Consider the following 24,598-nt stretch of genomic DNA (forward strand, 5'->3'; position numbering starts at 1 on the left):
AGCTCGATTTGCAAAGACACGCCGAAACAAAGACTTCCAGCAAACAGGCATTCACTCATGAGGGCCTTTCGCTCTAGTGATAGGCAACCCAGAGCACGATGGCACCAAGCACAATGCGGTAGATGATGAAGGGCCAGGTCGAAAAGCGCTCGAGGATGCGCATCAGTCCCCAAAGGGCGGCAAAAGAGGAAATCGCCCCGACCACCAGGCCCACCAGGAGGATCAGCCAGCCTTCAACGGAGAGATGGGCACGCAGAAGCGTGGCGATTTCGTGCAGGCCGGCCAGGGCAATCGCGGGAATGCCCAGAAGGAAGGAAAAGCGTGCCGCCTCCTCGCGCGAGAAACCGCAGAACAGCGACGCCGTCAGGGTCGAGCCGGACCGCGACACGCCGGGGATCAGGGCGCCCACCTGAGCGAGCCCGACGATCAGGGCATCGCGCAATCGCATGTCCTCGACCCGGCGCCGATGGCGAGCCAGGAGTTCGGCAGCAGCGAGCAGGCCGCCCATGACAAGGCAGGCAAGGCCGATCACAGGCAGGGCCCGCAGGGGACTGTGGCAACGATTGAGCGTTGGCGCGAGCAGCAGGCCGGCCAGCACGATCGGCACCGTACCCAGCACCACGCCGACCGCCAGGCGAAATTTCGGGGACATCCAATCCCCCGTGCGTACGGCCGCCAGCGACCCAAGGGTGATCGAGCGGATATCCGTCCAGAAATAGCAGACCACCGCGCACAGGGCCGCAAGCTGCATAGCCGCGGAGAAGGCCGAGCCGGGGTCCTGCCAGCCGAGCAGGGCCGGCACCAATCGCATATGGGCCGTGGAGGAGATCGGCATCAACTCGGTGATCCCCTGGACCACGCCGAGGAAAGCGACCTTTGCCACCCCCAAAGTCATAAAGCCGGTGTCGACGCCGTCGGTGCAAGCGCCACTCATTCCACACCTCAAGGATTGCGCCCGACCCAGCACGCGCACCCACAAAACTTTCGATCGCGGCAACTTTACGGCAGGCCAGCGTCGCCGATGAAATTGCGGTGCGCTTCATGTGACGGCGTGTTGCCGCTGCGGCGAGCGGCAAGATTAAATCGGACACAACTTCGGCTTGTACCCTTGAAGCTGCCCCCAGCCACCCCCAATTGCTCGGGTGCTGGGTTGCAACATGGGAGAGGATAATGACCTCTTGTTCTACGCGTGGCCGCTGGCATCCGCTTCATGTCGTGGCGGTCATCGCCGGCTTTCTGATCTGGTGGCCGCTTGGCCTGGCGGCGCTGGCCTATTTCATCTGGGGCGACCGCTTTCCCCGGGAAAAGGTGCGTGAAGGCTTCGAGCGGGCCAAGGCGGAATTCGCCGGCTTCTCGCGTGATCAGCGCAGCTATGCCGGCCATGGCTGGTCGGCCACCGGCAATGCCGCTTTCGACGACTATCGCCGCGAGACGCTGCGCCGCCTGGAAGAGGAACGCCGGCGCCTCGAGGAAGAAGGCCGCGCCTTCGCCGAATTCGTCACCAATCTGCGTCGTGCCCGCGACAAGGAAGAGTTCGATCGCTTCATGGCCGAGCGCAATGCCGCTCGCAATGGTGGCGAGGGACACTCCGCCTGATCCCGAGAGCAAGGTGCGTTTGGGCGGGAGCGATGTAGACCGAGCGGGTCGCACCTTGCTCAGGCCACCAATGTTTCCAAACCGATCACGAGGCCCGCACAGCCCGGCTGTGCGGGCTTTGTCATGTGCGGGGCTTGGGGACGACAGGCTTGGGCGCAACCTTCGCGAAACCCGCGAAGGACTATCCGTTCTTTTTGCGCAAAGCGCGCTTCCACCACATTTTGCCCGCAGATTGAGGGGTGTCTTCCCTCTTCTCGACATGATTCCAACCATTCATCTGACAAATATTGGTGTGGCATCCCACACAGTGCTTGCGACCGCCCCCCCGATCGGGCATGGTCCGCACCGGCCGGCTGATGGCATTTGCCTCGCGAGGACCGGCTTTCAGGATCGATAATTTCAACGACAGCCGAAGGGCTGCAACTTTCGTCTAAAGGACCCCACAATGAAGCTGGTACGGTTTGGCGTGCCGGGCTCTGAAAAGCCCGGTTTGATCGATGCGGATGGCAAGATCAGGGACTTGTCGGCCCATGTCGCCGATTGGAAGGGCGACGCCCTCTCGCCGCAGTCTTTGGCCCGGATCGCCGCCCTCGCGCCAGCCTCGCTGCCGGAAGTGACCGGCAATCCGCGCCTGGGCTCCTGCGTCGCCCAGCCCGGCAACTTCATCGCGGTCGGCCTCAATTATGCCGACCACGCCGCCGAGAGCAACATGCCGATCCCCCAGGAACCGGTGCTGTTCAACAAGGCACCGTCCTGCGTGGTCGGCCCCAATGACGACGTCGTCATTCCGCGCGGTTCGGAGAAGACGGATTGGGAAGTGGAGCTGGCCATCGTCATCGGCAGCCGCGCTTCCTATGTCGAGGAGAAGGACGCCCTCTCCTACGTCGCCGGCTATGCCGTCTGCAACGACGTCTCCGAGCGCGCCTACCAGATCGAGCGCTCCGGCCAGTGGATGAAGGGCAAGGGCTGCCCGACCTTCGGTCCGCTCGGCCCCTGGCTGGTTACCCCCGACGAAGTCGGCGACGTCCAGAACCTTTCCATGTGGCTCGATGTCGACGGCGAGCGCGTGCAGACCGGCTCGACCAAGACCATGATCTTCGGTGTCGCCCACATCGTGCACTACATCTCGCAGTTCCTGATCCTGGAACCGGGCGACGTCATCACCACCGGTACGCCTCCCGGCGTCGGCATGGGCATGAAGCCGCCGCGCTATCTCAAGCCCGGCAATGTGATGACGCTCGGCATCGAGAAGCTCGGCGACCAGCGCCAGACCACGGTTGCCTGGAGCGCCTGAGCCGTCCGCCAGCCCTGACGGCATGACCGGCGCCCTTCCCCGCTCGACGGGAGGAAGGGTGCCAGGTGTCGCAAGGCTGGACAGCACAACATGAAAAAGCCTTCGCGCCGGCATGAACCTGCGCGAAGGCTTTTTTATTGGAAATTCAGCGTCTTACTTGAAGATACCAGGCTGGTTGGGTTCGCCCGGATCATCCCAGCGATAGGTCAGGCCCGCCGAGACGATGTCGACCGAAGCATCGACTTTGCCGAAATAGGGCAATCCTGAATAATGGGGATTGCGAGAATCGAGCTTGATATCGCCATTCAAAGCAAACAGGTGCGAATAGGCAAGATCGACCGAAAGCTTGTTGTTGAACTTGTAGCCCAAGCCGATCGAGGCATGAATGCGATCGCTGTCAGGCAGGCGCAGGTCGCGATTGGTGTCGGAAATCGGCGACCATTCATAGCCGAGACCAGCCCGCAGTGTCAGCTCCGGGCTCCAGGCATACTCTCCGCCGATCGAGGCATAGTAGCCATCATCATACTTGAATGGCAGGGTCGTGACCTCGCGGCCGGCCGCGGGTCCTGACGTCGCAACGACGGGAATCACGCCGAAGCGGCTCCAATTCGTCCATTCGAAACCAGCGGAGAGCGTGAGTTCGGGCGTCACCCTTTGTGTGATACCGATGGTGAGCTGATCGGGCAAAGTCAGATCGGCCTTGACGCGCATCTGGCGCAAAATCGGCAACGCAGCGCCCGGATTTCTAAGGGTCCCCTCAAGATCCTGTTTAACAGCCGAACGGTAACCGATGCCAATCTGGGTGCCGTCGACCGGCGTGATCGTGAGACCGGCAGTCAGACCATAGCCCCAACTATCGCCCTCGATTGAGGCGGTCGGCGCGCCAGGAAGAGTTGCGCTGCCCGGCGGAAGTCCTGGGAACGGAGCAGCCTGTGTCAGGCGGGTCTTGAAATACATGGCCTGAAAGCCGAGGCCGACCGAGAGCCAATCCGTCACCTTGTAGGCGATGGTCGGATTAACATCGAAGGAGATCACCCTCGAGGTGCGGGCATAGACCTGTCCCGGCGAATTGAAGGGATTCTTGGTGACCAAGCCGAAGGGCGTGTTGGTGGCAAGGCCGATCCAGAGCCTGTCATTGACCTGATAAGACGTATAGCCCGCCGCCAGGATGCCGTCCTGCGCGATGTCGCCGGTGCTGGTCCCCTGCCACAAAGGCGCCGGCAAACCGACGAAAGTCGGCGTGATTTCAGCCTGCGGGAAGATGCCGCTCACAGACCACTGGGACTGCCAGCCAGGAATGGCGGTCATCGTCGCCGGGTTCCAATACATGGAGCTGAGGCCACCCGATCCGGCCGCAACACCGGCAAAGCCCTGGCCAAGACCAATTGTGCTCTGCTCGCGCAGCGCGAAAGAGCCGGCATAGGCTTGGCTCGCAACCAGCGAAACGCCGGCCATCAGCAGGAATGCGAGTTGGGTGTTTCTTGCCATTCGTTCCCCCATATCATGACCCGCCGCTACGGCAGGTCCGGCTGAGTAATCTCAGCTGCCTATTGCTTTTGTCTGACCACAAGCAAGTAAGTGTTGCTTGCGGACGGTTCATTCGAACTCATGATTCTTCGTACCAGAATATTCGACGCTTCGTAACGGCCGGGGTCGCCGTTTCATCGTGTTTCCGTCACACCTGTGTCTCAATTCAGCGGGGTTGTTGCGTTCCTGTAACACTCGGTTTTTACGTCAACTTGGGGCGAGAAACATGCTTTACCGAGTGAAAAACCATCCCAAAGCTCGTTTGCTCGCGACCACGCGGGTCGGGGGCACTCCGACGGCTCGATGAAAGAGGAGTGAAACACAAACGTCTCCATCATCATCTTGTTGGATGACAATACATCGCAAAGCTTAGATAATTCCCGAGAACTTCTTCAGGCGGGAGCTCGGCAATGAGCGTCATCCCTTTTCCTCGCGTCGGCCTGCAGAAAGGCCCTGCAGCCCTGTTGCCGCCCATTCCCATCTTCGATGCACGCGACAGCGGCCTGGCCCTGCACGCCCAGGCCCGCCTGGATACGGTGCGGGCGCTGCTGCGCTCCTGCCTGATCTCGATGCCGGCGGAGGCCCATGGCAAGGTGGCCGAACTCGACGCCGGCGCGCATGCCTGGCTGCTCGCCAGCCCCTCCCCCTATGTCGGCGAGATCGAGGCGATCGCCGCGCTCCTGCCGATGCCTGGCGCCTTCCTGATCAACGCAGCCTATGAGTGGGGCTGTACAACCCTGGCGGCGGCCGCTCCGGACGGACGCGGTGCCCGGCTGCTGCGGACGCTCGATTGGGATTTCGACGGTCTCGGCCGCTTCGTCGAGGTGGTCCGCCAGCGCGGCCCTGCAGGAGAATTCCTCAACGTGACCTGGCCTGGTGCGGTGGGGGTGCTGACGGCTCTGGCGCCCGGCCGCTTTGCCGCCACGATCAACAAGGGTCCGGCACCAGCCGGCGCGGCCAGCGCCAGCGGTGCGATCGTGCCGGATCTGTCCGGCTTGCGGCGCGGGCTGATGCCCGCCATGCACCTGCTTCGCCGCGTCTTCGAGGAGGCTCCCGATTTCGCCACCGCGCGGGACCTGATGGAACGTATACCGATCGCCGCCGAGACGATCTTCACGCTGACGGGCCTCTCGCCTGCCGAGACCTGCGTGATCGAGCGCAGGCCTGAGGCTTTCGTCACGCAGCCCGGCCCGGTCGCCGCCGCCAATGACTGGGCCAATGCGCCGAGCTGGAACAATGGGATGCTGTGCGAAAGCGACAGTCCCAGCCGCCGGTTGGCGATCGCCTCCCATGCCGGCCGGGCCATGGCGCCCTTCGCCTGGGTGGAGCCCCCCTTGCGCAATGCCATCACCCGGCTTGCCGTCGAGGCCGACGCCCGCCAGGGCAGCCTGCGTGTCCGCGGCTATGAGGCAACCCCGGACCGCAGCGATGCCATGCCCGTCACTGCCGACCTTGAGCTGCAGGTCTGACGACAGCGCTGGCGGGAAACACGCGCACTCGCGTCACCATAGAAGAAGGGGCGGACCGTTGGCCCGCCCCTCTCCGGTGTTACCTGTCGTTGGACTTCAGGCCGCCGCAGCGACCGTTTGCGGCGCGTCGTCGCCGCTCAGCGCCGCTGCGAGCTGGGCCTTGTCGAGTTCGCCCTCCCAGCGAGCTACCACGATGGTGGCGACGGCATTGCCGACCAGATTGGTGAGGGCGCGGCATTCGGACATGAAGCGATCGATGCCGAGAATGAGCGCCATGCCGGCAACCGGAACGGCGGGCACCACGGCCAGCGTCGCCGCCAGGGTGATGAAGCCGGCTCCGGTGATGCCGGCTGCGCCCTTCGAGCTCAGCATGGCGACGAGGAGCAGCAGGATCTGGTCACCCCAGCTCAGCTGGATGCCGGTGGCCTGCGCGATGAACAGCGCCGCCAGGGTCATGTAGATGTTGGTGCCGTCGAGGTTGAAGGAATAGCCGGTCGGAATGACGATGCCCACCACCGACTTGCGGCAGCCGGCCCGCTCCATCTTGTCCATCAGGCTGGGAAGCGCCGCCTCGGAAGAAGAAGTGCCGAGCACCAGCAAGAGCTCTTCCTTGATATAGCGGATCAAGGCAAGGATCGAGAAGCCGTTATACCAGGCGACCGCCCCTAACACGACCAGCACGAAAAGCAGCGAGGTCAGGTAGAAGGTGCCGATCAGCATCAGGAGATTGGCCACCGAGCCGATGCCATAAGCGCCGATGGTGAAGGCCATGGCACCGAAGGCGCCGATGGGGGCGGCCTTCATCAGGATGGCGACCAGCCGGAACATGCCGCGCGAGATCGAGTTCAGCACGATCATCAGCGGTTCGGCCGCGCTGCCGATCTGGGCCAGCGCGATACCGAACACCACCGAGAAGAACAGCACCTGCAACACGTCCCCGCCCGCAAGCGCGCTGATCGGGTTGTTGGGGATGATGTTCATCAGGAAGCCGGTGATGGTCTGGTCATGCGCCTTGGCGGCATAATCGGCCACTGCCTTGGGATCCAGCGTGGCCGGATTGATGTTCAGTCCTGCGCCCGGCTGCACGACATTGCCGACCAGAAGCCCAATGATCAGGGCCAGTGTGGAGAAGGTCAGGAAGTAGATGAAGGCCTTGCCTACGACACGGCCGAGCTTCTTGAGATCGCTCATGCCGGCAATGCCGGTGATCACGGTCAGCGCGATCACCGGGGTGATCACCATCTTCACCAGCTTGATGAAGGCGTCGCCCAGCGGCTTCAGGGACTTGCCGATATCGGGATAGAAATGACCGAGCAAAATCCCCAGCGCGATCGCGACAAGGACCTGGAAATAGAGGTTTGCATAGAAGGGGCGCTTGCGCGGAGCTTCTGCCTTGGGCGTCTCGCTGAGGGCGATCATCTGTTCCTCCGTGGGGCCTTGGCAGGCAGCCTGGCCCATGGGTTTCCTCGACGCCGCTTTCTGCTAGCGGCTCCCCTGTGAACAGCAAGTCTCGTGCCAACCTTCCAAGATATTGATATTGCTTACCTTCACGATTCTTACCCGATGACGGCGCCGGCAGCATTGAGCGAAGTCCCGCACATCGACCTTGCTCTTGTGCGGATTTCCGCACATGCTCGATATGAAGGATGACAGCGGAAACCGATGAGCGGAGCGGCACAAAGACGGCGAAGGCGACGGATCGAATGGCTGATTTTTGCTGCCCTCAGCCTGGCAAGCCTGGCACTCTCCGTCTGGCTCGCCGGCAATTACGGCACGCGCCAGGCCGCCGACGCCCTCAGGGCCCAGGCTGCCGGCAGCGCGACGCTGGATATCGCGGTCCTGCGCAGCGAGCTGGAAAAACAGCGCACGCTTTCCCTGGTCCTGTCGCGCGATCCCGATGTGCTCACTACCTTGAGCACGCCGGATACGGCCCATATCGGCGCCATGAACGCCAAGCTCGAAAGCCTGAACGCCGGCGCGCGCTCGGCCGTGATCTATCTGATCGACCGCACGGGCCTGGCGATCGCCTCCTCCAACTGGAAGGAGGACATCAGCTTCGTCGGCACCAACTATGCCTTCCGCCCCTATTTCACCGAAGCCGTGGCCAAGGGTGATACCGAGCATTTCGCCCTCGGTACCGTCAGCCAGCGGCCCGGCCTCTACATCGCCCGACGCATCGACGGCCCAGGCGGCATGCAGGGCGTCATCGTGGTCAAGGTGGAGTTCTTCTCGGTCGAGGAAGACTGGCATCGCTCGGGCGCCATCGTCTACGTCACCGACCCTCGCGGCATCGTGCTGCTGACCAGCCAGCCGGAATGGCGTTTCATGGCGCAGGCCCCGATCACCGCCGAGGAGGCAGCCAAGATCCGCGCCTCTCTGCAATTCGGCGACTCGCCACTGGCCGTCTTGCCGATCCGACGCAGCCAGGCGGCGACGCCGGGCGCGGACTTCGTCTCGCTGCGCGGCAGCGGACTGCATCTTGCCAGCGCAAGCGAGGTCCCTTCCACGAATTGGCAGCTGCATCTGCTCGAGCCCGCCGCACGAGCGCTTGCGGCCGGCGCCGCGACCTTGCGCTCCATCACCTTTGCCGTGGTCGGCGCCATTCTGGTCCTGCTCGGCATTCTGCTGCACAGGCGCCAGCGGGCGATCGCGCGCACCGCCGAACTCACCGAGGCGCAGATCGAACTCGAGCATCGCGTCGAGGCACGCACGCTCGACCTCAGCCAGAGCAACGCCCTCCTCTCGGCCGAGATCGACGAGCGCCGCAAGGTCGAGGCCAAGCTGCAGACCGCGCGGGACGAACTCACCCAGGCCAACCGCCTTGCGATCCTCGGCCAGATCACGGCGGGCCTTGCGCATGAGGTCAATCAGCCGGTCGCCGCCATCCGCAGTTTCGCCGACAACGCCGCCATTTTCCTCGATCGCAGCGAGCCGCAGCCAGCACGCCAGAACCTGGCGACCATTGCCGGGCTGACCGAGAAGATCGCCGACATCATCGCGCAACTGCGCCGCTTTGCCCGCAAGGCCAGTGGCGATGTCGGTCCAGTTGCCTTGCAGGACGTGCTCGACGGCGCACTGCTGCTCGTAGGCATCAGGGCACGGCGCCAAGGGGCCGAGATCGAGGTCGAGCCGGTCGCCGAGGATCTCCAGGTGGCTGCCAATCGCGTTCGGCTCGAGCAGGTGCTCGTCAATCTCCTGCAGAATGCCCTGGAAGCGTTGGAGGGACGGTCCGAGCAAACAATCCAGATCGGCGTCGCCTGCGAGGGCGAATTGGTCCGGCTCGTCGTCGCCGACAACGGCCCCGGCCTCGCGCCGGAGGTGACGGCCAACCTCTTCACGCCCTTCACCACCACGAAAGCCGGCGGGCTCGGCCTCGGGCTGGTGATTTCCAAGGACATCGTAGAGGAATTCGGTGGCCGTCTCGAGGTCGAAAGCCAGCCGGGACAGGGCTGCCGCTTCCTGGTGACATTGAAGCGAGCCGAGAAAGAAGGATGAACGGAATGGGCAACACTTTGGTATTCCACTTCATTCGGTCTTCGCCTCCCGTCATTGCGAGCCTTTTCCCGGCGAGGCGCGCATTATGACTGCCAGCCCCTCCTTGCCTGTCGCTTTCGTCGATGACGATGCCGTCCTGCGCGAAGCCAACGCGCAGACTCTGCGGCTTGCCGGCTTCGAGCCCTTCCTGTTCGAATCCGCCGTCGAAGCCCTCAAGGCTATCGACGAGCGCTTTCCAGGCGTGGTGATCACCGATCTGCGCATGCCGCGCATCGACGGCATGGAACTGTTCCGCACGCTGCGCGCCCGCGATCCAGACCTGCCGGTGATCATGATCACCGGCCATGGAGACATCGCCACCGCAGTCGAGGCGATGCGCGAAGGGGCCTATGATTTCCTGCCCAAGCCCTTCGCCTCCGACAGGTTGATCCAGAGCGTCAGGCGCGCCACCGAAAAGCGGGCGCTGGTGATGGAGAACCGGCGCCTGCGCCAGGCGGCGGAGGAGGCCCATGCCCCCTCGCCCCTGCTCGGCGATGCTCCCGCAATGGAGCGTCTGCGCGAGACGCTGAAGGCGGTGGCCGATGCCGATGTCGACGTGATGATCGTGGGCGAAACCGGCACCGGCAAGGAATTGGTGGCCGACCAGCTCCACCATCTTGGCCGCCGGCGCAGCGGGCGTTTCGTCGCCCTCAATTGCGGCGCATTGCCCGAGACGGTGCTGGAAAGCGAGCTGTTCGGGCATGAGAGCGGCGCCTTCACCGGCGCGTTGAAGAAAAGGGTTGGCCTGATCGAGCATTCCAGCGGCGGTACGCTGTTCCTGGACGAGATCGAGAGCATGCCGCTCAGCGCACAGGCCCGCCTGCTGCGCGTGCTCGAACAGCGCGAAATCACGCCGCTCGGTTCCAATACGGCCCGGCAGGTCGATCTGCGCGTGGTCGCCGCCGCCAAGAGCGATCTCGGTTCCTCCGCGCACAAAGCGAGCTTCCGCGAAGACCTGTTTCACCGGCTCAATGTGGTGACGCTGCGCATTCCGCCCCTGCGCGAACGGCAAGAGGATGTGCCCTTGCTGTTCGCCGTCTATCTCGACCGGGCCTGCCGGCGCTTCCAACGAGAGGTACCGATGCTGACTCCGGCCGTGCGCCATCACCTCGCCAGCCACGACTGGCCCGGCAATGTGCGCGAGATCGTGCATTTCGCCGAGCGCGTAGCGCTGGGCCTCGCCGAGATCGACCTCGCCGCGACGGGGAAAGCCTCCCCTCCTTCGGCCGGGCCGCAAGGCGCCTCCCTGCCCGAACGCCTGGAGCGCTACGAGGCCGACCTCATCCGCGAGGTTCTCACCCAGCACAAGGGGGATGTCCGGGCCAGCCTCGAAGCCCTCGGCATCCCGCGCAAGACCTTCTACGACAAGCTGACGAAATACGGCATCAACCGCGCGAGCTTCGAAGCGGGAGAACCATAATCTGCGGGTGCACGCGCATCTTGGCCGTTCTCCCCTTCCAGAATGCGTCGCATTTCCAAGAGCGGGCAAGATGTCCGCGCAGCCCGAAACACAACGGCCCTCCCCACTGTCGCGGGAAGGGCCTCCATGACTTCAGGACCTGGCTATCGCCTTAGAACTGAGCCGTCTCGGTCGAATGTTCCATCGCCGTGGTCGAGCTCTGGCCTTCGCCGAGAATGGTGGCGACCGCATCGAAATAGCTGGTGCCGACTTCGCGCTGGTGGCGGGTTGCAGTGAAGCCGTCGGCTTCCGCGGCGAACTCGGCCTGCTGCAGCTGCGAATAGGCGGCCATGCCATCCTGCTTGTAGCGGCGGGCGAGATCGAAGGTGGTGTAGCTGGTGTTGTGGAAGCCAGCCAGCGTAATGAACTGGTACTTGTAGCCCATCGCACCCAACTCACGCTGGAACGCCTTCATCGCCGCCGGATCCATATGCTTGGCCCAGTTGAACGAGGGCGAGCAATTATAGGCCAGCATCTGGTCGGGATGGACCTTGCGCACCGCTTCGGCGAAACGCTTGGCATCCGGCAGGCTGGGCGTCGAGGTCTCGCACCAGATCAGGTCGGCATAGGGCGCATAGGCAATGCCGCGGGCGATCGCCGCCTCGAAGCCGCCCTTGAGCACATAGAAGCCTTCCGGCGTGCGCTCACCGGTGATGAAGGGCCGATCGGCCTCGTCGACATCGGAGGTGATCAGGCGGGCCGCCTCGGCATCGGTTCGGGCCATGATCAAGGTGGGCACGCCCATCACGTCAGCCGCAAGGCGCGCCGCATTCAACGTCTTGATGAAGGTGCGCGTCGGCACCAGCACCTTGCCGCCGAGATGGCCGCACTTCTTCTCCGAAGCGAGCTGGTCCTCGAAATGCACCGCGGCGGCGCCGGCCTCGATCATCGCCTTCATCAATTCATAGGCGTTGAGCTGGCCGCCGAAGCCGGCCTCGGCATCGGCGATGACGGGCACGAAATAATCGAGCTGCTCGCCGCCCTTGCCGTCGACGCGCTCCATGGTCTGGATCTGGTCGGCACGCTGCAGGGCCTTGTTGATGCGGCGCACCACCGAGGGCACGCTGTCGACGGGATAGAGGCTCTGGTCGGGATACATGTTGCCCGAGGTGTTGGCATCCGCCGCCACCTGCCAGCCGGACAGGTAGATCGCCTCGAGACCGGCCTTGACCTGCTGCACCGCCTGGTTGCCGGTGAAGGTACCGAGCGTCGGCACATAGTCGCGCTTGTGCAGCAGCTCCCACAGGCGCTTGGCACCATTCTCGGCCAGCGTATGGCGGATCGGCAGCGACCCGGCGAGCCGCTCCACGTCACGCGGCGTGTAGTTGCGGCGGACGTTGCGCCAGCGATCCGGCGCCCATTCCGGGGCGGGGAAGGTCTCGGCGGGGCGGTTCTTCTGGGTATCGAGCATCACAAAGTTCCTAACGTGGAGACGTGTAAAGAGATTGACGGTGACAGCATCCCTGCCTGCCTTGGTGCTGCGCCACCTGCTGGCAAGGAAAGGCCGGCTGTCGCCACGACCATCCTGCGGTCGTGGCCGAGATACCGGCGGTCCTACGGCTCAATTGCGCCGGGTGCGGGTGAAGGTGGCGGCGATCATCGACTGCCCGTCGAACATGTGTTCGGAAGCGCCGCCGCCGACGCGGGTGAAGCGATGCCGGCCGATCTTGTGGACGATCGAGAAGTCCCGATCCGCCAGTCCCTGGGCGTGATACTCGGCGTTGATCTCGGCCATGCTGGCACCGATGATGGTGATGAATTCGTCGTGTTCGTTGCTCTGGCGCATTTGGTCCATAACACGTTCCTCCGTGCCGCGTTTCGTGTTAAGTCAATGATTGACACCGCGGCGCAATAAAGCAAGACGTATCGCAATTCCGGGGCGTCAACCGGAAAAGCGCTGTAAAGAAAATTTTGTAATGTTGTAAATCATGTAAATATTTACAACGTGTCGGAACCAGAGACGAGCCATGACAAGCGCCATGCAAGAAGCCGATCCGCGCATCGGCGGCAAGATTCAGAGACTGCGCCGGCAGAGCCGGATTTCGCAGGCGCAGCTCGCCAGCTCGCTCGGCATTTCGGCGAGCTATCTCAATCTGATCGAACACAATCGCCGGCGCATGACGGTGCCGCTTCTCTTGAAAACCGCGAGCTATTTCGGTGTCGATGCCACCGAGCTCGCCGAGAACGACGATTCGCGCCTGGCCGGTGACCTGATGGAACTGTTCGGCGACGATCTCTTCGCCGACAGCGACGTCACCAACCAGGATGTGCGCGATCTCGCCAGCTCCAACCCGCAGATCGGCCGGGCCATCGTCCATCTGTTCGATCGCTTCCGCTCGCTGCGCAATGCCAATCAGGGCGCCACCTCGGCGCAGGAGGCTGGCTATCACGTCGCCACCGATGCGGTTTCGGACTTCCTGCAGGCCAACGCCAACTATTTCCCGGGTCTTGAGGCCCAGGCCGAACGCATTCGCGGCGAGATCGACAATCTCTCCGATTCCTTCGAGCCCGGCCTCAAGCTCTACCTCTCCAACGTGTTCGGCGTGCAGTGGCGGCTGGCCCCCCTGCCCCAGGGCCTGGCCGGTCGCCTCGGCCGCGACGAGGAAACCTTCGAGACGGCCGACGTGCTTTCACCCGAAAGCGCCACCTTCACGGCCGCCCACCGCCTCGGCCTGCTCGCCGCCTCGCGCGAGATCGAGCATCTCATCACCGAAAGCGCCTTGCCGGCCGATGCCCCCGCCCTGGCACGCCATGCCCTGGCCGCCTATTTCGCCGGCGCTGTGATCATGCCCTATCAGCCCTTCCTCGCCGCCTGCCGCGAGACGCGCTACGATATCGACAGGATCGCCCGGCGCTTCAAGACCAGCTTCGAGCAGGTCTGCCATCGCATGACCACGCTGCAGCGCCCCGGCGCCAGCGGTATTCCGCTGCATCTGATCCGTACCGACATCGCCGGCAACATTTCCAAGCGTTTCTCGCTCTCCGGCATTCACATCCCGCGCCATTCCGGCGCCTGCCCGCGCTGGAACGTCTATGCCGCCTTCCTGCTGCCCGGGCAGATCAACATCCAGATCAGCCAGATGCCGGAAGGCACACGCTATTTCTGCATTGCGAAGTCATTGACAAAGGGGGGGCATCGCCACAACGCTCCCCGGCGCCATCTCTCGATAGGCCTGGGCTGTCACATCTCCCATGCCGCCGAGATGGTCTATTCCGACGGCATGGACGTCTCCAATGCCGCCCAGGCGGTGGCGATTGGGGTGGGCTGCCGCATCTGTCCGCGTCTCGATTGCGGGCAACGGGCCCATCCTCCGGCCGAGCACAAGCTGGTGCTGAACGAGCACGAGCATGCCGAAAGTCTCTATTCGCGTATCTGAAAACCGGCTGCGGGAAGAAATACTACGCCTCACCAGGCTTGCCGAACCATCGTGCTAGGGCCTGAGAAGCTTCCTCCGGGTCGGCGGTAGTGCCATCGCTGGCCCAGGCGACGACACCATCGGGGCGAACCAGAACGGCGCTCAGGTCGAGCCGATCATGGACGCCAGCGGCGACATAGCCGACCCGGTCGCTCCACTGCGAGGCAAGGGCGCGACGATGGGGCTGGGCCTCGAAGTCCAGGAAGACGCCTTTGCCTGTCCTGAGGAGTTCGGCCAACCTGGTACCGTCGTTCAACGCGAAGTCGGGGGCACTGCGGCCCACCAGCGGATGGCTGTCACCGAGATCATAGCGCAGCGACACCCCCCAGACGCGCTCGGCGAAATAGGTCGCGCCATCGCGCGTCTCGACGAGGTCGCGGATGATGGCTTCGAGCGCGCGTGTACTGGCGGTCGGCCGCATGACCGCGACCTGAGCGCGGGACCAGTCGAGGATTTGTGCACCCACCGGATGACGCTCCTCGAAATAGCTGTCGAGCAAGCCGGCCGAAGCATCGCCCCGGATGGTGGCGACTAGTTTCCAGCCGAGATTCATCGCATCGCCAACGCCGAGATTGAGGCCTTGCCCGCCCAGCGGAGAATGAATATGCGCGGCATCGCCGGCCAGCAGCACTCGCCCCTTCCGATATGCCGTGGCCTGATAGGCGCGATCCGTCCAAGTCGCGGCCATCTTCAGGGCGGTCAGGGTGACATCGGTGCCGGAAATACGGCGCAGCACCGCCTGGACATGGTCGAGCGTGATCGCCTGGCTTCGATGGCAGGCGCCGCCGTCGAAATCGACCATCGCGATCGTCCCGGGCTGTGAATAGGTGTACACGCCTGTCGGGGTATAGTGACGGCCCGGGCTGAGCCTGTTCGGATCCGCCATGTCGACGTCGACGGAATAGCCGGTGAACTCGGGATCGGTGCCGACGAACTCAAAACCGCCGGCCTTGCGCACCGTACTGCGGCCGCCGTCGCACCCGACGAGCCAGCGCCCGCGAAAGGTCGAGGCGCCGGCACGAATGGTCACGTCTTCCTCCGATTGATCGAAGCTCTCGACACCAACACCGTACCGGATCTCCGCCCCCAGGGCATGGGCACGCGCGGCCAGGACGGTTTCGAGATGCTCCATCGTGACTGCGATGCCGGAGTCGGCCGGGCTTGGCAGGCGATAGGGCCACCTGGAAGCATCGATATTGTCATAAAAGAACTGGATGCCGGCGAAATGCCCGCCGGGACGGCGGGGCTGCTGCATCCAATGCGCGCTGGCCTGGGCACCATGGCCCGGACCGTCTTTCGCGGGCTGCGAGGACGCGATCTCCTCCAGCAAACCGCGACGATAGAGAGCTTCGACGCTGGGCACCGACAGGCCCCGCAGGCCGAAGGGAAGCTGTTTCAGAGGGGACCGTGTGTCCTCGTTCTGCTCCAGCACCAGCACGGACAGGTCGGCAAGGCGCAGTTCACAGGCAAGGAACAGTCCGACCGGCCCCGCGCCGGCAATCACGACATCATACAGCAAGGAACCGATCCTCCATCGCATCGGTACACGCCGGCATGCCAGGCGGCATTACCTCGCTCGAAGGCGTCGCCATAGGCCCAATCATCCCTTGAGGCATGTCACCAATATCATTATAAAAATTACACTGAGTGCGATTTTTTATTACACTCAGTGTAATTTTGCAAGAGGTCGCAATGGAACCGGTTCGCATGAAAAACGCCTCGGAAAGGCCTGATGGCCTAAGGGAACGCAAGCGGCGTGAAACCTCCGGGCGCATCGTCGAGCAGGGCCTTAAACTGTTCGTGAAGCACGGCTACGAAGGCACGACGCTGGAAGCGATCGCGCAGGCCGCCGGCATTTCACGCCGGACCTTCTTCTATTATTTCAAGTCGAAGGAGGATGTGCTGCTGGCCGCGCATGACGGCGGCTTCCGTGAGGAACTCAAGCCGGCCATGCTGGCGGAATCTCCCGAGCAGCGTCCGCTCGCTGCCGTCCAGAACTGCCTGGTCAAGCTGGCCTCACGGCGTGAGACCAAAGAGTCCGTCATTTTCGACCGCCTGATGCAATCGACTGAGGCCCTGCGTGCGCGCAAGGAGGCCGGCTTCGTCGAGACCGAGCGAATCCTGCTCGAAGCGATGTGCGAACTATGGCCATCGCCGGAACGGCGGGATGGGCTTCGGCTGGTGGCGATGGTGGCGCTCGGTACACTGCGACTGGCCCTGGAGAGATGGAAGCAGGACGAGGCGGCCCTTCCTCTCGCCCATTATGTCGAACAAAGTTTCGGCCTGCTGGCGAAAGAGTTCTGAAGCGGCCATTGTTCCGAAGCGAGGCGTCAGAACGCAGGCTGGGCCTCACAGCCAACCTCCCCTCATCGCTGCAGCTTTGCTGGTGCCGACGGTATTGCTGCTTGCCCGATGAGGCACCGTCATCGCGACCATTGGTATAGACTGTCTCCATGTCCGCCCTCATCCGCAAGATCATCCATATCGACATGGATGCCTTCTACGCCTCCGTCGAACAGCGTGACGATCCCTCACTGCGCGGACGGCCGCTGGCGGTGGGCTATTCGGAACGCCGCGGCGTGGTGGCGGCGGCAAGCTATGAAGCGCGAGCCTTCGGCGTGCGGTCCGCCATGCCCTCCTCGACCGCGCTGCGCAACTGCCCCGATCTCGTCTTCGTCAGGCCGCGCTTCGAGGTCTATCGAGCCGTCTCGCGTCAGATCCACGCTGTCTTCGCCGAGTTCACGCCGCTGATCGAGCCTCTATCGCTCGACGAGGCCTATCTCGACGTCACCGCGAATTTACAGGGCCTGCCCAGCGCCGCGGCAACGGCGCAGGCCATCCGCGCCCGCATTCTCGAAGAGACCGGCCTAACCGCCTCTGCCGGCATCTCCTACAACAAGTTCCTGGCCAAGCTCGCCTCCGATCATCGCAAACCCAATGGCCAGTTCGTCATCACACCTGCGATGGGACCGGCTTTCGTGGAGACATTGCCGGTGGCCAAGTTCCACGGCGTCGGCCCGGTCACGGCCGAGAAGATGAACCGGCTCGGCATCATGACCGGCGGCGACCTCAAGGCGCAGCCCCTGGAGGATCTCGTCCGCCATTTCGGCAAGGCCGGCGCCTGGTACCATGCAATTGCACGGGGCGAGGACGACAGGCCGGTGGAACCGGACCGCCCGCGCAAATCCTCCGGTTCGGAGACGACGTTCGCCGACGACCTGACGAAACCCGAGGATATCGAGGCCGGCGTCCTCGCCATGGCCGACGAAGTCTGGGCCTGGTGCGAGAAAACCCAGGCCTTCGGCCGCACCGTGACAGTGAAGATCAAATATGCCGATTTCCAGCAGGCCACCCGCAGCCGCACCCTGGCCGCACCGGTGCACACCCATGAAAGTCTGCGATCCGTCAGCCTGGACCTCATCCGCAGCGTGTTTCCGCCGACGAAGGGCATCCGCCTGCTCGGTGTCACCATGTCCGGTTTTGCCTCTGAGGACGCGTCGGACAGCGAACAGCTCGAACTCGGCTTCGGGGAGCCATGACCGCCGAAGAAGCGTGCCCAGCCGCCCGTCGAATTGCCACTTGACTTAAAGTTCACTTGAACTTTTATCAATATGCCCTGAGTGATTCAGGGAGTCTCGATCGATGAGCGTTCATAGCGATCTCAAGGGCCTGCGCGCCGCCGTTACCGGCGGCACCTCCGGGCTCGGGCTGGCCCTCGTGCGGGCGCTGGCCAAAAGGGGCGCGCAGGTGGCCTTCGTCGCCCGCACCAGGGAGGCCGTCGAGCGCGTGTCCGCGGAAACCGGTGCGCTCGGCATTGTCGGCGATGTCGGACGCAAGACCGATATCTATGCCATCGCCCTGCAGATCACCGGCAATCTCGGCGGCCTCGATCTCCTCGTCAACAATGCCTCAAGCCTGGGGCCGATTCCCCTCGCCTTGCTGGCCGATACCCAATGCGAGGAACTGGAGGAGGCCCTCGCCACCAATCTGGTCGGCCCTTTTCGCCTGACCAAGGCCTTGTTCGGTGCCCTCACGGCCTCGGCTCGGCAGGGGCGTGACGCGGTCGTGGTCAACATCACCAGCGATGCGGCCGTCAACGCCTATGCGGGCTGGGGCGCCTATGGCGCCAGCAAGGCTGCGCTGCAGCATCTCACCGCCATCTGGGCCGAGGAAGCCCGCGAAGAGGGTGTGCGCTTCCTCGCCATCGACCCCGGCGACATGGACACGCCCCTGCACGCGCAAGCCATTCCGGAGGCCGACAGATCCGCGCTCAAGCGCCCGGAGGAAGCGGCTGCCGACATCATCGGTGTCTTGGGCCTGGACCAACCGCGTCTCGCCTTGACCCTGGAGACCCGGCCATGATCGCCGTCGGCAACCCTGAACCAGGCTCTGCGCGGCTGCTCGCCGTCTCCAACTCCGGCAAGATCCGCCATTTGCCGCGCAGCGCCCTGTCGCTGTTGTTCAATCCTGGCGACCTTGTCGTCGCCAATGATGCGGCCACGCTTCCCGCCAGCCTTGCCGGCAGCCATGCCGACAGCGGCAGGCCTCTCGAGGTCCGGCTCGCCGCCTGGGTCGCGGCCGGTGATCACCGTCGCTTCATCGCCATCGTCTTCGGAGCCGGCGATCACCGCATGCGCACGGAAGACCGCCCCGCACCACCGCAGCTTCTCGCCGGCGACAAGCTCGAGCTTGGCCCACTGACGGCCGTGGTCGAGCGCCTGCACGGCTATCCCCGCCTGGTATCGCTGCGTTTCTCCGGTCCCCCGGAACGGATTCTCGCCGGGCTGGCGCGGCACGGGCGGCCGATCCAATATGCCCATGTGCCCGAGCCTCTCGCTCTTTGGGCCATGTGGACGGCAATCGCGGCCGAACCGTTCGCCTTCGAACCACCCTCGGCCGGTTTCGCGCTCGACTGGCGCACGATCGCCGCCTGGCGACGCCGCGGTGTTGGTTTTGCCAGCCTGACCCACGCCGCCGGCATTTCCTCGACAGGCGACGCGGTGATGGATCTGCGCCTTCCCTTCGACGAGCCCTATCGCATCCCTGCGGCGACCGCGACCGCGATCGCGCGCACGAAAGCCGCCGGCGGACGTGTGATCGCCATCGGCACCAGCGTGGTGCGGGCGCTCGAACATGCCGCCTCAGCCCCCTGCGGCCTCAGGGCCGGCGACGGCGTGGCACAGGGCCGAATCGGGCCGAAATCGAGGCTTCGCCTCGTTGATGCCATTCTCAGCGGCGTCCATCAGCCGGGCGAAAGCCATTTCGAATTGCTGCGCGCCTTTGCCGACGACCTAACGCTCGACCGCGTCTCGCTGATGCTGGAAGCCTGGAACTATCGCGCCCACGAATTCGGCGATTCCGTGCTGATCGAGCGCCGGGCGTCGAAGCGGAAAGAACAGGGCGCAGATCGGCCGGGGCGCCTGACGGCAACCTCCTTATGGGCGGGCACGGCCCCTACTCCATGAGGGCCGCCTTCATGAAGCAGACCATGGTGGCGTGGACGGGCTCGTCGCCGACCACGCGGATGGCGTGCTGCCGGTCGCAGCGATAGCGCAGCGTCTCGCCGGGCTCCGCCCGTTCGCGCACGCCGGCCACGTCGACCTCGACCATGCCGGCCAGGATCGAGAGGCATTCGACCGAGCCACGCTGGTGGGCGTCGCTTTCGAGCACCCCGCCCGGCTCGGCCCGGAAATCATACCATTGCAGCCATTCCACCGTCTTCAGCCAACCGACCACCGCCAGACGGCACTTGCCGTCGTCGGAAATGATCACGGGCGTATCGACACGGGTGGTCTTCTCGATGAAGGGCTCGTCGTCGCTCGAACCCAGCACTCTTTCGATCGAAACGTCGAGAGCCTGGGACAGGCGCCAGATCGTCGCCAAGGTGGGATTGGTCTCGTTGCGCTCGATCTGGCTGATGATCGACTTGGCCACGCCCGACTGCTCGGCCAGTTCCGACAGAGAGAGATTATAGGCCTTGCGCAGGCGCTGGACCGTCTTGCCGAGCTGTCCCGATAGCGCAACCGCGCCCGCATCGAGCTCACCCCGCCTGTCCAACCCACTCATTGCCAGCCTTTCGTTTGTTATGACGAACGATTGTTTGTTCTGGCGGACAATACGGCCAAGCCGTGCAGGAGAAAAGCCCTTTGATGGGAAACAGGGACAGTCCAGTGCCCTGTCTATCCTGTATGAACCTTGCATGGTGCCGACGCTGTCAAAGCTGCGGAAGGCGAACTTTGGCGCGAGACTCCCTCAGCGAAGCAGATCGTCTTAAGATCGGCCTCTCGATTGCATGCAAGCGGGCTACAGGATCGACGATGGGACGTGGGCAAAACAGTTCGGGCGAGCCTGTCTTTTGGTACCGGCCTCCGGCCGCCGGCCTGAACGCGCTGGTCAGCGGGATCTACGGCTATCGGGAGAACGGCACTGCCATGCAGGGCCTCACCGAAGCGGCCTCGCTGACCGTGCCGCTGATCGTCAATTTCGGCAGCCCGTTCCGCATCGGCCTCGGCCAGCCACCGACCTGCACGGACACTTATGGCAGCTTTGCCGCTGGCCTGTTTGCCGGCCCCATCGTCATGGATTCGGACGGTGCGGCCGAATGCATCCAGATCAATTTCACGCCACTCGGCGGCCGGCTGTTCTTCGGGCTGCCAATGAGCGAGCTGGCCGACAGCATGGTCGCACTGGATGATCTGGCCGATGCCGGCATCAACCGATTCGCCCGACGGCTCGCTGACCTGAACTGCTGGGAAGCGCGCCTCGATCTCGCCCAACATTTCGTCGCAACCCGCCTTGGACGGGCCTCGCAGGCCAATCCCGCCACTGGCTGGGCGTTCTGCCAGCTCATGCGAAAAGGCGGCGACGTGCGCATCGGCGCGCTGGCGGAAAAACTCGACTGGAGCCGCCGGCGCCTGGTCGCAAGTTTTCGCGAAGAGATCGGCCTCCCTCCGAAATCCGTCTCCCGCATCATCCGCTTCAATGCAGCGCAGGATCTCGCCACCAAGGGCACGGCAACGGGTTGGGCCGATATCGCAGCGGCTTGCGGTTATGCCGATCAGGCGCATCTCACCCGCGAATTCACCGCGCTGGCCGGCTGTTCGCCGACGGCGTGGCGCACGGGCGGGTAACATTTCTTCAAGACGGCCCATGGCCATGCGAACAAGGATCGCTCCGGTTCGCAAACGGAGACATCCCCCATGCCGCTATCATCGACCGAAGCCCCACGCCTCTACCCGGCCCTGCGCTACGCCAATGCCCGCGCCATGATCGACTGGCTGCAGGAGGCCTTCGGCTTCACCCTGCACGCCTGCTACGCCAAGGGCGACATCGTCGAGCACGCCCAGCTTGCCCTCGGCTCCTCGATGATCATGCTCGGCACGGCGCGCGATGACAATTTCTGCAAGATCGTCGGCTCGCCAGGATCAGGCGGCGGCAAGTCGATCTATATCGCCGTCGACGACGCCGATGCCGCCTATGAGCGCGCCAAGGCTGCTGGGGCAAAGATCGAGGAAGAACCTGTCGATCGCGACTATGGCAGCCGCGAATTCATCTGCCGTGATCCGGAAGGCAATATCTGGGCTTTCGGCACCTATTGGCCGAAGGCATCCGAGCCGGCCGCCCCCTGAAAAGCAAGGGCGGCAGTCACGAAAGCCACCGGAAAGCAGATAGAGGTTTTCGACACGAACGCCGCGGCAGAGACAATCCGCGGCGTCGGACCTTCTTCCGGAATCGGGGCCGGCGCCGCGGCTGCCTTCACGCTATTCCGCCGCCAGCTTCCTGGCCTGTGCATCCTGGATCGTGCGCCATACCACCTCCGGCGTCGCCGGCATGTCGAGCCTGGTGACGCCGACGCCGCGCCTGAGCGCATCGATCACTGCGTTCATCACCGCCGGGGCGGCGCCGATGGTGCCGGCCTCGCCGGCGCCCTTGACGCCGAGCGGATTGTTCTTGCAGGGAATGTTGCGTGTCTCGAAATGGATGAAGGGCAGATCGTCAGCCCGCGGCAGAGCATAATCGGTGAGCGAAGCCGTGAGCAACTGGCCGTCTTCCGAATAGACCGTGCGCTCCAGCAAGGCCTGGCCGATACCCTGCACCACGCCGCCATGCACCTGTCCCTCAAGCAGCAGCGGGTTCACCACCATGCCGAAATCGTCGACGATGGTATAGCCGAGGATATCGGTGACGCCGGTCTGCGGGTCGATCTCCAGCTCGCAGATATGCGTGCCGTTGGGATAGGTCGCCTCGCCGGGCTGATAGTCGGTCTCGGCACTGAGCAGATCCGGCGTCGCCTTCGGCAGGCGGGCGAGCGCTGCAAAGTCGATCGCCTTGTCGGTGCCGACCACCCGCACCCGGCCGTCGACGATTTCAAGATCGGCGATACCGGCCTCGAGCTCGTCGGAGGCGAGCGTCTTCAGCTTCTCTGCCAGGGTCTGGCTGGCCCGGGCCACGGACGCGCCGCCCACCGGGATCGAGCGCGAGCCGCCTGTGCCACCCCCTGTCTTGATCAGGTCGGAATCGCCCTGGATCACGTTGATACGCTCCAGCGGCAGATCGAGATATTGCGAGACGAACTGGGCGTAGGCCGTCAGGTGGCCCTGCCCGTTGGTCTGCGTGCCGATCAGCACGGTGGCGGTACCGTCCTTTTCCAGCGTGACGCTGGCGGCTTCCTTGGGCCCGTCGGCGCAGGCCTCGATATAGGTGGACATGCCGATGCCACGGAACTTGCCCGCCTTCTTCGAGGTCTGCCAGCGGCCCTTGAAGTCGCCCCAGCCAGCGACCTCCATGGCCTTGCGCATGTGGCCCTCGAACTCGCCCGAATCATAGGTACGGCCGGTGGGCGCCTTGAACGGCATCTGCTCCGGCTTGACGAAATTGCGCGAGCGCACCGTATCGACCGAAAGCCCGGTCTCGAAGGCGATGGCGTCCATCAGCCGCTCGATGAGATAGGCGGCCTCCGGCCGGCCGGCACCGCGATAGGCATCGACCGGCAGCGTGTTGGTGAAGACGCCGCGCACCCGCACATCCATGGCGTCGATTGCATAGGCTCCGGTCGCCATCAGGGCGCCGAGCCAGGGAATGAAGGGCCCGAACTGCGAAAGATAGGCGCCGAGGTCGCCGATAATGTCGATCTTGACCGCCAGGATGCGCGAACGCCGGTCCAGCGCTGCCTCGATGCGGCTGATATTGTCGCGGCCCTGGGTGTCGGCGAGGAAATGCTCGGCGCGGTCAGCGAACCACTTCACGGGTTTGCCCAGACGCCGCGCCGCCTCCAGCGAGAGCGGATATTCGCGATACATGAAGGCCTTGGTGCCGAAGCCGCCGCCGACATCGCCGGTCTTCACATGCACCTTGTCGGGCTCGACCTTGAAGACATGGTTGGCGAGCGTATCGCGGATGGAGTGCACGCCCTGACTGCCGACCGTCAGGGTGAAGCGCTTGCCGTCCCATTCGGCGAGGCAGCCGCGAGTTTCCATGTAATTGGCGACCAGGCGGTTGTTGACCACATCCAGGGAGACCACGCGGGCCGCCTTGTCGAAGGCCTTGGCCACCTTCTTGGTGTTGCCGATCTGAGCATCGAAAGCCAGATTCGAGCCGTGCTCCGGCCAGACCAGGGGAGCCCCGGGTTCCAGGGCCGCGACGGATCCGACGATGGCGTCGAGCGAATCATAGTCGACCGGGATCGCCTCGGCGGCATCGCGGGCCTCGGTGAGCGAATCGGCGACCACGAAAGCCACCGCATCGCCGACATGGCGCACCACGTCACGCGCCAAAAGCGGATAGGGTTGCGGGCGCTGCGGCGAGCCGTCGGCGTTCTTCATCAAGGCCAGGCATGGCAGGTCTCCGAGCCCGTCGAGGTCATTGGCCGTCAGAATCAGCCTGACACCCGGCATCGCCGCGGCGTCGGAGAGATCACCGATGCTGAAGCGGGCATGGGCATAGGGAGAGCGCAGGACATAGGCCCTGAGCACGCCGGAACGCGATTCGTCGTCGACATAACGGCCGGCGCCCGTGATGAAGGACTGATCCTCCTTGCGGCGCACGGCTTGGCCAACGCCAAATTTGGTGGGCGGCATAGGGGACCTCCGGCGATTTAATGAATGGCGCTTTTGAATAGAGCCTTCGAATAGCACGCCGAAGCGCAATTTCAAAAAAGCTGAAGAATTTTTCCGTCACACGCTAGACACACACAAAGAGCTTTGCTACATCGCGGCCATCGAACGCGGCACCGCGTCGCGCTTCGGTGGTTTCGATGGGCGCATAGCTCAGTTGGTAGAGCAGCTGACTCTTAATCAGCGGGTCC

20 protein-coding genes are annotated in these 24,598 nt (G+C 64.0%); 12 read left to right on the plus strand and 8 right to left on the minus strand.

The annotated features are described in order from the left end of the window. Positions 1 to 73: 73 nt before the first annotated feature. Entirely contained in the window at positions 74 to 934 is an 861-nt protein-coding gene (locus tag QM672_RS28285; RefSeq protein ID WP_415086611.1) for an undecaprenyl-diphosphate phosphatase, read from the minus strand. A 236-nt stretch (positions 935 to 1,170) separates the two neighbouring features. Here QM672_RS28285 and QM672_RS28290 point away from each other — a divergent pair, with 236 nt between their 5' ends. Both QM672_RS28290 and QM672_RS28295 read left to right on the plus strand, forming a co-directional pair. Further along, positions 1,171 to 1,596, plus strand: a complete 426-nt coding sequence (locus QM672_RS28290; RefSeq protein WP_367622532.1) for a DUF2852 domain-containing protein — start codon at positions 1,171 to 1,173, stop codon at positions 1,594 to 1,596. Between the two features lie 445 nt (positions 1,597 to 2,041). Continuing rightward, positions 2,042 to 2,890, plus strand: a complete 849-nt coding sequence (locus QM672_RS28295) for a fumarylacetoacetate hydrolase family protein (protein WP_367622531.1) — start codon at positions 2,042 to 2,044, stop codon at positions 2,888 to 2,890. A 153-nt stretch (positions 2,891 to 3,043) separates the two neighbouring features. Here the strand turns inward: QM672_RS28295 and QM672_RS28300 are convergent, their stop codons facing one another. After that, complete coding sequence (locus QM672_RS28300; RefSeq protein WP_367622530.1) at positions 3,044 to 4,378, minus strand: OmpP1/FadL family transporter; 1,335 nt, start codon at positions 4,376 to 4,378, stop codon at positions 3,044 to 3,046. Positions 4,379 to 4,827: 449 nt separating this feature from the next. On the opposite strand from QM672_RS28300, the gene QM672_RS28305 reads away from it, so the two are divergent. After that, a complete protein-coding gene (locus QM672_RS28305) occupies positions 4,828 to 5,886 on the plus strand; it encodes a hypothetical protein (protein WP_311940355.1) in 1,059 nt (352 codons plus the stop codon). Between the two features lie 96 nt (positions 5,887 to 5,982). Here QM672_RS28305 and QM672_RS28310 read toward each other — a convergent pair whose 3' ends face one another. Next, on the minus strand, positions 5,983 to 7,305 hold the full coding sequence (locus tag QM672_RS28310) for a dicarboxylate/amino acid:cation symporter (protein ID WP_311940357.1): 1,323 nt from the start codon (positions 7,303 to 7,305) through the stop codon (positions 5,983 to 5,985). A 243-nt stretch (positions 7,306 to 7,548) separates the two neighbouring features. Here QM672_RS28310 and QM672_RS28315 point away from each other — a divergent pair, with 243 nt between their 5' ends. Further along, a complete protein-coding gene (locus QM672_RS28315; RefSeq protein ID WP_415086615.1) occupies positions 7,549 to 9,381 on the plus strand; it encodes a sensor histidine kinase in 1,833 nt (610 codons plus the stop codon). An 85-nt stretch (positions 9,382 to 9,466) separates the two neighbouring features. Beyond that, complete coding sequence (locus tag QM672_RS28320) at positions 9,467 to 10,840, plus strand: sigma-54-dependent transcriptional regulator (RefSeq protein WP_415086617.1); 1,374 nt, start codon at positions 9,467 to 9,469, stop codon at positions 10,838 to 10,840. Positions 10,841 to 10,991: 151 nt separating this feature from the next. On the opposite strand, the gene aceA is transcribed toward QM672_RS28320, so the two are convergent. Both aceA and QM672_RS28330 read right to left on the minus strand, forming a co-directional pair. Continuing rightward, the gene (gene aceA / locus QM672_RS28325; protein ID WP_367622527.1) at positions 10,992 to 12,290 is read right to left on the minus strand and encodes an isocitrate lyase; all 1,299 of its coding nucleotides are present in this window, start codon (positions 12,288 to 12,290) and stop codon (positions 10,992 to 10,994) included. Between the two features lie 150 nt (positions 12,291 to 12,440). Beyond that, positions 12,441 to 12,674, minus strand: coding sequence for a hypothetical protein (locus QM672_RS28330; protein ID WP_068298726.1), 234 nt, complete (start codon positions 12,672 to 12,674; stop codon positions 12,441 to 12,443). A gap of 172 nt (positions 12,675 to 12,846) precedes the next feature. Here QM672_RS28330 and QM672_RS28335 point away from each other — a divergent pair, with 172 nt between their 5' ends. Then, positions 12,847 to 14,256, plus strand: a complete 1,410-nt coding sequence (locus tag QM672_RS28335; protein WP_311940364.1) for a helix-turn-helix domain-containing protein — start codon at positions 12,847 to 12,849, stop codon at positions 14,254 to 14,256. 22 nt (positions 14,257 to 14,278) lie between these two features. On the opposite strand, the gene QM672_RS28340 is transcribed toward QM672_RS28335, so the two are convergent. Beyond that, positions 14,279 to 15,835 carry an FAD-dependent monooxygenase gene (locus tag QM672_RS28340; RefSeq protein WP_415086620.1) on the minus strand — a complete coding sequence of 519 codons (1,557 nt, stop codon included), beginning with the start codon at positions 15,833 to 15,835 and terminating at the stop codon, positions 14,279 to 14,281. Between the two features lie 107 nt (positions 15,836 to 15,942). Between QM672_RS28340 and QM672_RS28345 the strand changes: the two genes are divergently transcribed. The 4 genes from QM672_RS28345 (at position 15,943) to QM672_RS28360 (ending at position 19,760) form a co-directional block, all read left to right on the plus strand. Continuing rightward, on the plus strand, positions 15,943 to 16,599 hold the full coding sequence (locus QM672_RS28345; protein WP_367622525.1) for a TetR/AcrR family transcriptional regulator: 657 nt from the start codon (positions 15,943 to 15,945) through the stop codon (positions 16,597 to 16,599). A 149-nt stretch (positions 16,600 to 16,748) separates the two neighbouring features. Further along, positions 16,749 to 17,834: a DNA polymerase IV gene (dinB, locus tag QM672_RS28350; protein ID WP_367622524.1), complete on the plus strand. Its 1,086-nt coding sequence runs from the start codon at positions 16,749 to 16,751 to the stop codon at positions 17,832 to 17,834. A 103-nt stretch (positions 17,835 to 17,937) separates the two neighbouring features. Next, positions 17,938 to 18,657, plus strand: coding sequence for an SDR family NAD(P)-dependent oxidoreductase (locus tag QM672_RS28355; protein WP_415086623.1), 720 nt, complete (start codon positions 17,938 to 17,940; stop codon positions 18,655 to 18,657). Beyond that, positions 18,654 to 19,760: an S-adenosylmethionine:tRNA ribosyltransferase-isomerase gene (locus QM672_RS28360; RefSeq protein WP_415086625.1), complete on the plus strand. Its 1,107-nt coding sequence runs from the start codon at positions 18,654 to 18,656 to the stop codon at positions 19,758 to 19,760. Before QM672_RS28355 ends, QM672_RS28360 begins: the two co-directional genes overlap by 4 nt. Here QM672_RS28360 and QM672_RS28365 read toward each other — a convergent pair. Continuing rightward, on the minus strand, positions 19,750 to 20,361 hold the full coding sequence (locus QM672_RS28365; protein ID WP_311940376.1) for a helix-turn-helix domain-containing protein: 612 nt from the start codon (positions 20,359 to 20,361) through the stop codon (positions 19,750 to 19,752). The genes QM672_RS28360 and QM672_RS28365 overlap by 11 nt on opposite strands. A gap of 251 nt (positions 20,362 to 20,612) precedes the next feature. Between QM672_RS28365 and QM672_RS28370 the strand changes: the two genes are divergently transcribed. Then, complete coding sequence (locus QM672_RS28370; RefSeq protein ID WP_415086627.1) at positions 20,613 to 21,425, plus strand: helix-turn-helix domain-containing protein; 813 nt, start codon at positions 20,613 to 20,615, stop codon at positions 21,423 to 21,425. A 69-nt stretch (positions 21,426 to 21,494) separates the two neighbouring features. Beyond that, positions 21,495 to 21,923 carry a VOC family protein gene (locus QM672_RS28375; RefSeq protein WP_367622520.1) on the plus strand — a complete coding sequence of 143 codons (429 nt, stop codon included), beginning with the start codon at positions 21,495 to 21,497 and terminating at the stop codon, positions 21,921 to 21,923. 132 nt (positions 21,924 to 22,055) lie between these two features. On the opposite strand, the gene QM672_RS28380 is transcribed toward QM672_RS28375, so the two are convergent. Next, positions 22,056 to 24,371, minus strand: a complete 2,316-nt coding sequence (locus tag QM672_RS28380) for a xanthine dehydrogenase family protein molybdopterin-binding subunit (RefSeq protein WP_367622519.1) — start codon at positions 24,369 to 24,371, stop codon at positions 22,056 to 22,058. Between the last annotated feature and the right edge of the window lie 227 nt (positions 24,372 to 24,598).

The organism is Labrys sp. (in: a-proteobacteria) (assembly GCF_047605565.1).
Taxonomy (GTDB): Bacteria; Pseudomonadota; Alphaproteobacteria; order Rhizobiales; family Labraceae; genus Labrys; species Labrys neptuniae.

What these genes read in the sequence shown, in the direction of transcription:
- QM672_RS28315 (WP_415086615.1), top strand. Translation starts at nt 7,549, where the DNA reads ATGAGCGGAGCGGCACAAAGACGGCGAAGGCGACGGATCGAATGGCTG.
- QM672_RS28335 (WP_311940364.1), top strand. Translation starts at nt 12,847, where the DNA reads ATGACAAGCGCCATGCAAGAAGCCGATCCGCGCATCGGCGGCAAGATT.
- QM672_RS28355 (WP_415086623.1), top strand. Translation starts at nt 17,938, where the DNA reads ATGAGCGTTCATAGCGATCTCAAGGGCCTGCGCGCCGCCGTTACCGGC.
- QM672_RS28320 (WP_415086617.1), top strand. Translation starts at nt 9,467, where the DNA reads ATGACTGCCAGCCCCTCCTTGCCTGTCGCTTTCGTCGATGACGATGCC.
- QM672_RS28340 (WP_415086620.1), bottom strand. Translation starts at nt 15,835, where the DNA reads ATGCGATGGAGGATCGGTTCCTTGCTGTATGATGTCGTGATTGCCGGC.
- QM672_RS28330 (WP_068298726.1), bottom strand. Translation starts at nt 12,674, where the DNA reads ATGGACCAAATGCGCCAGAGCAACGAACACGACGAATTCATCACCATC.
- QM672_RS28285 (WP_415086611.1), bottom strand. Translation starts at nt 934, where the DNA reads ATGAGTGGCGCTTGCACCGACGGCGTCGACACCGGCTTTATGACTTTG.
- QM672_RS28375 (WP_367622520.1), top strand. Translation starts at nt 21,495, where the DNA reads ATGCCGCTATCATCGACCGAAGCCCCACGCCTCTACCCGGCCCTGCGC.
- QM672_RS28295 (WP_367622531.1), top strand. Translation starts at nt 2,042, where the DNA reads ATGAAGCTGGTACGGTTTGGCGTGCCGGGCTCTGAAAAGCCCGGTTTG.
- QM672_RS28365 (WP_311940376.1), bottom strand. Translation starts at nt 20,361, where the DNA reads ATGAGTGGGTTGGACAGGCGGGGTGAGCTCGATGCGGGCGCGGTTGCG.
- QM672_RS28305 (WP_311940355.1), top strand. Translation starts at nt 4,828, where the DNA reads ATGAGCGTCATCCCTTTTCCTCGCGTCGGCCTGCAGAAAGGCCCTGCA.
- QM672_RS28310 (WP_311940357.1), bottom strand. Translation starts at nt 7,305, where the DNA reads ATGATCGCCCTCAGCGAGACGCCCAAGGCAGAAGCTCCGCGCAAGCGC.
- QM672_RS28370 (WP_415086627.1), top strand. Translation starts at nt 20,613, where the DNA reads ATGGGACGTGGGCAAAACAGTTCGGGCGAGCCTGTCTTTTGGTACCGG.
- QM672_RS28380 (WP_367622519.1), bottom strand. Translation starts at nt 24,371, where the DNA reads ATGCCGCCCACCAAATTTGGCGTTGGCCAAGCCGTGCGCCGCAAGGAG.
- dinB (WP_367622524.1), top strand. Translation starts at nt 16,749, where the DNA reads ATGTCCGCCCTCATCCGCAAGATCATCCATATCGACATGGATGCCTTC.
- QM672_RS28360 (WP_415086625.1), top strand. Translation starts at nt 18,654, where the DNA reads ATGATCGCCGTCGGCAACCCTGAACCAGGCTCTGCGCGGCTGCTCGCC.
- aceA (WP_367622527.1), bottom strand. Translation starts at nt 12,290, where the DNA reads ATGCTCGATACCCAGAAGAACCGCCCCGCCGAGACCTTCCCCGCCCCG.
- QM672_RS28300 (WP_367622530.1), bottom strand. Translation starts at nt 4,378, where the DNA reads ATGGCAAGAAACACCCAACTCGCATTCCTGCTGATGGCCGGCGTTTCG.
- QM672_RS28290 (WP_367622532.1), top strand. Translation starts at nt 1,171, where the DNA reads ATGACCTCTTGTTCTACGCGTGGCCGCTGGCATCCGCTTCATGTCGTG.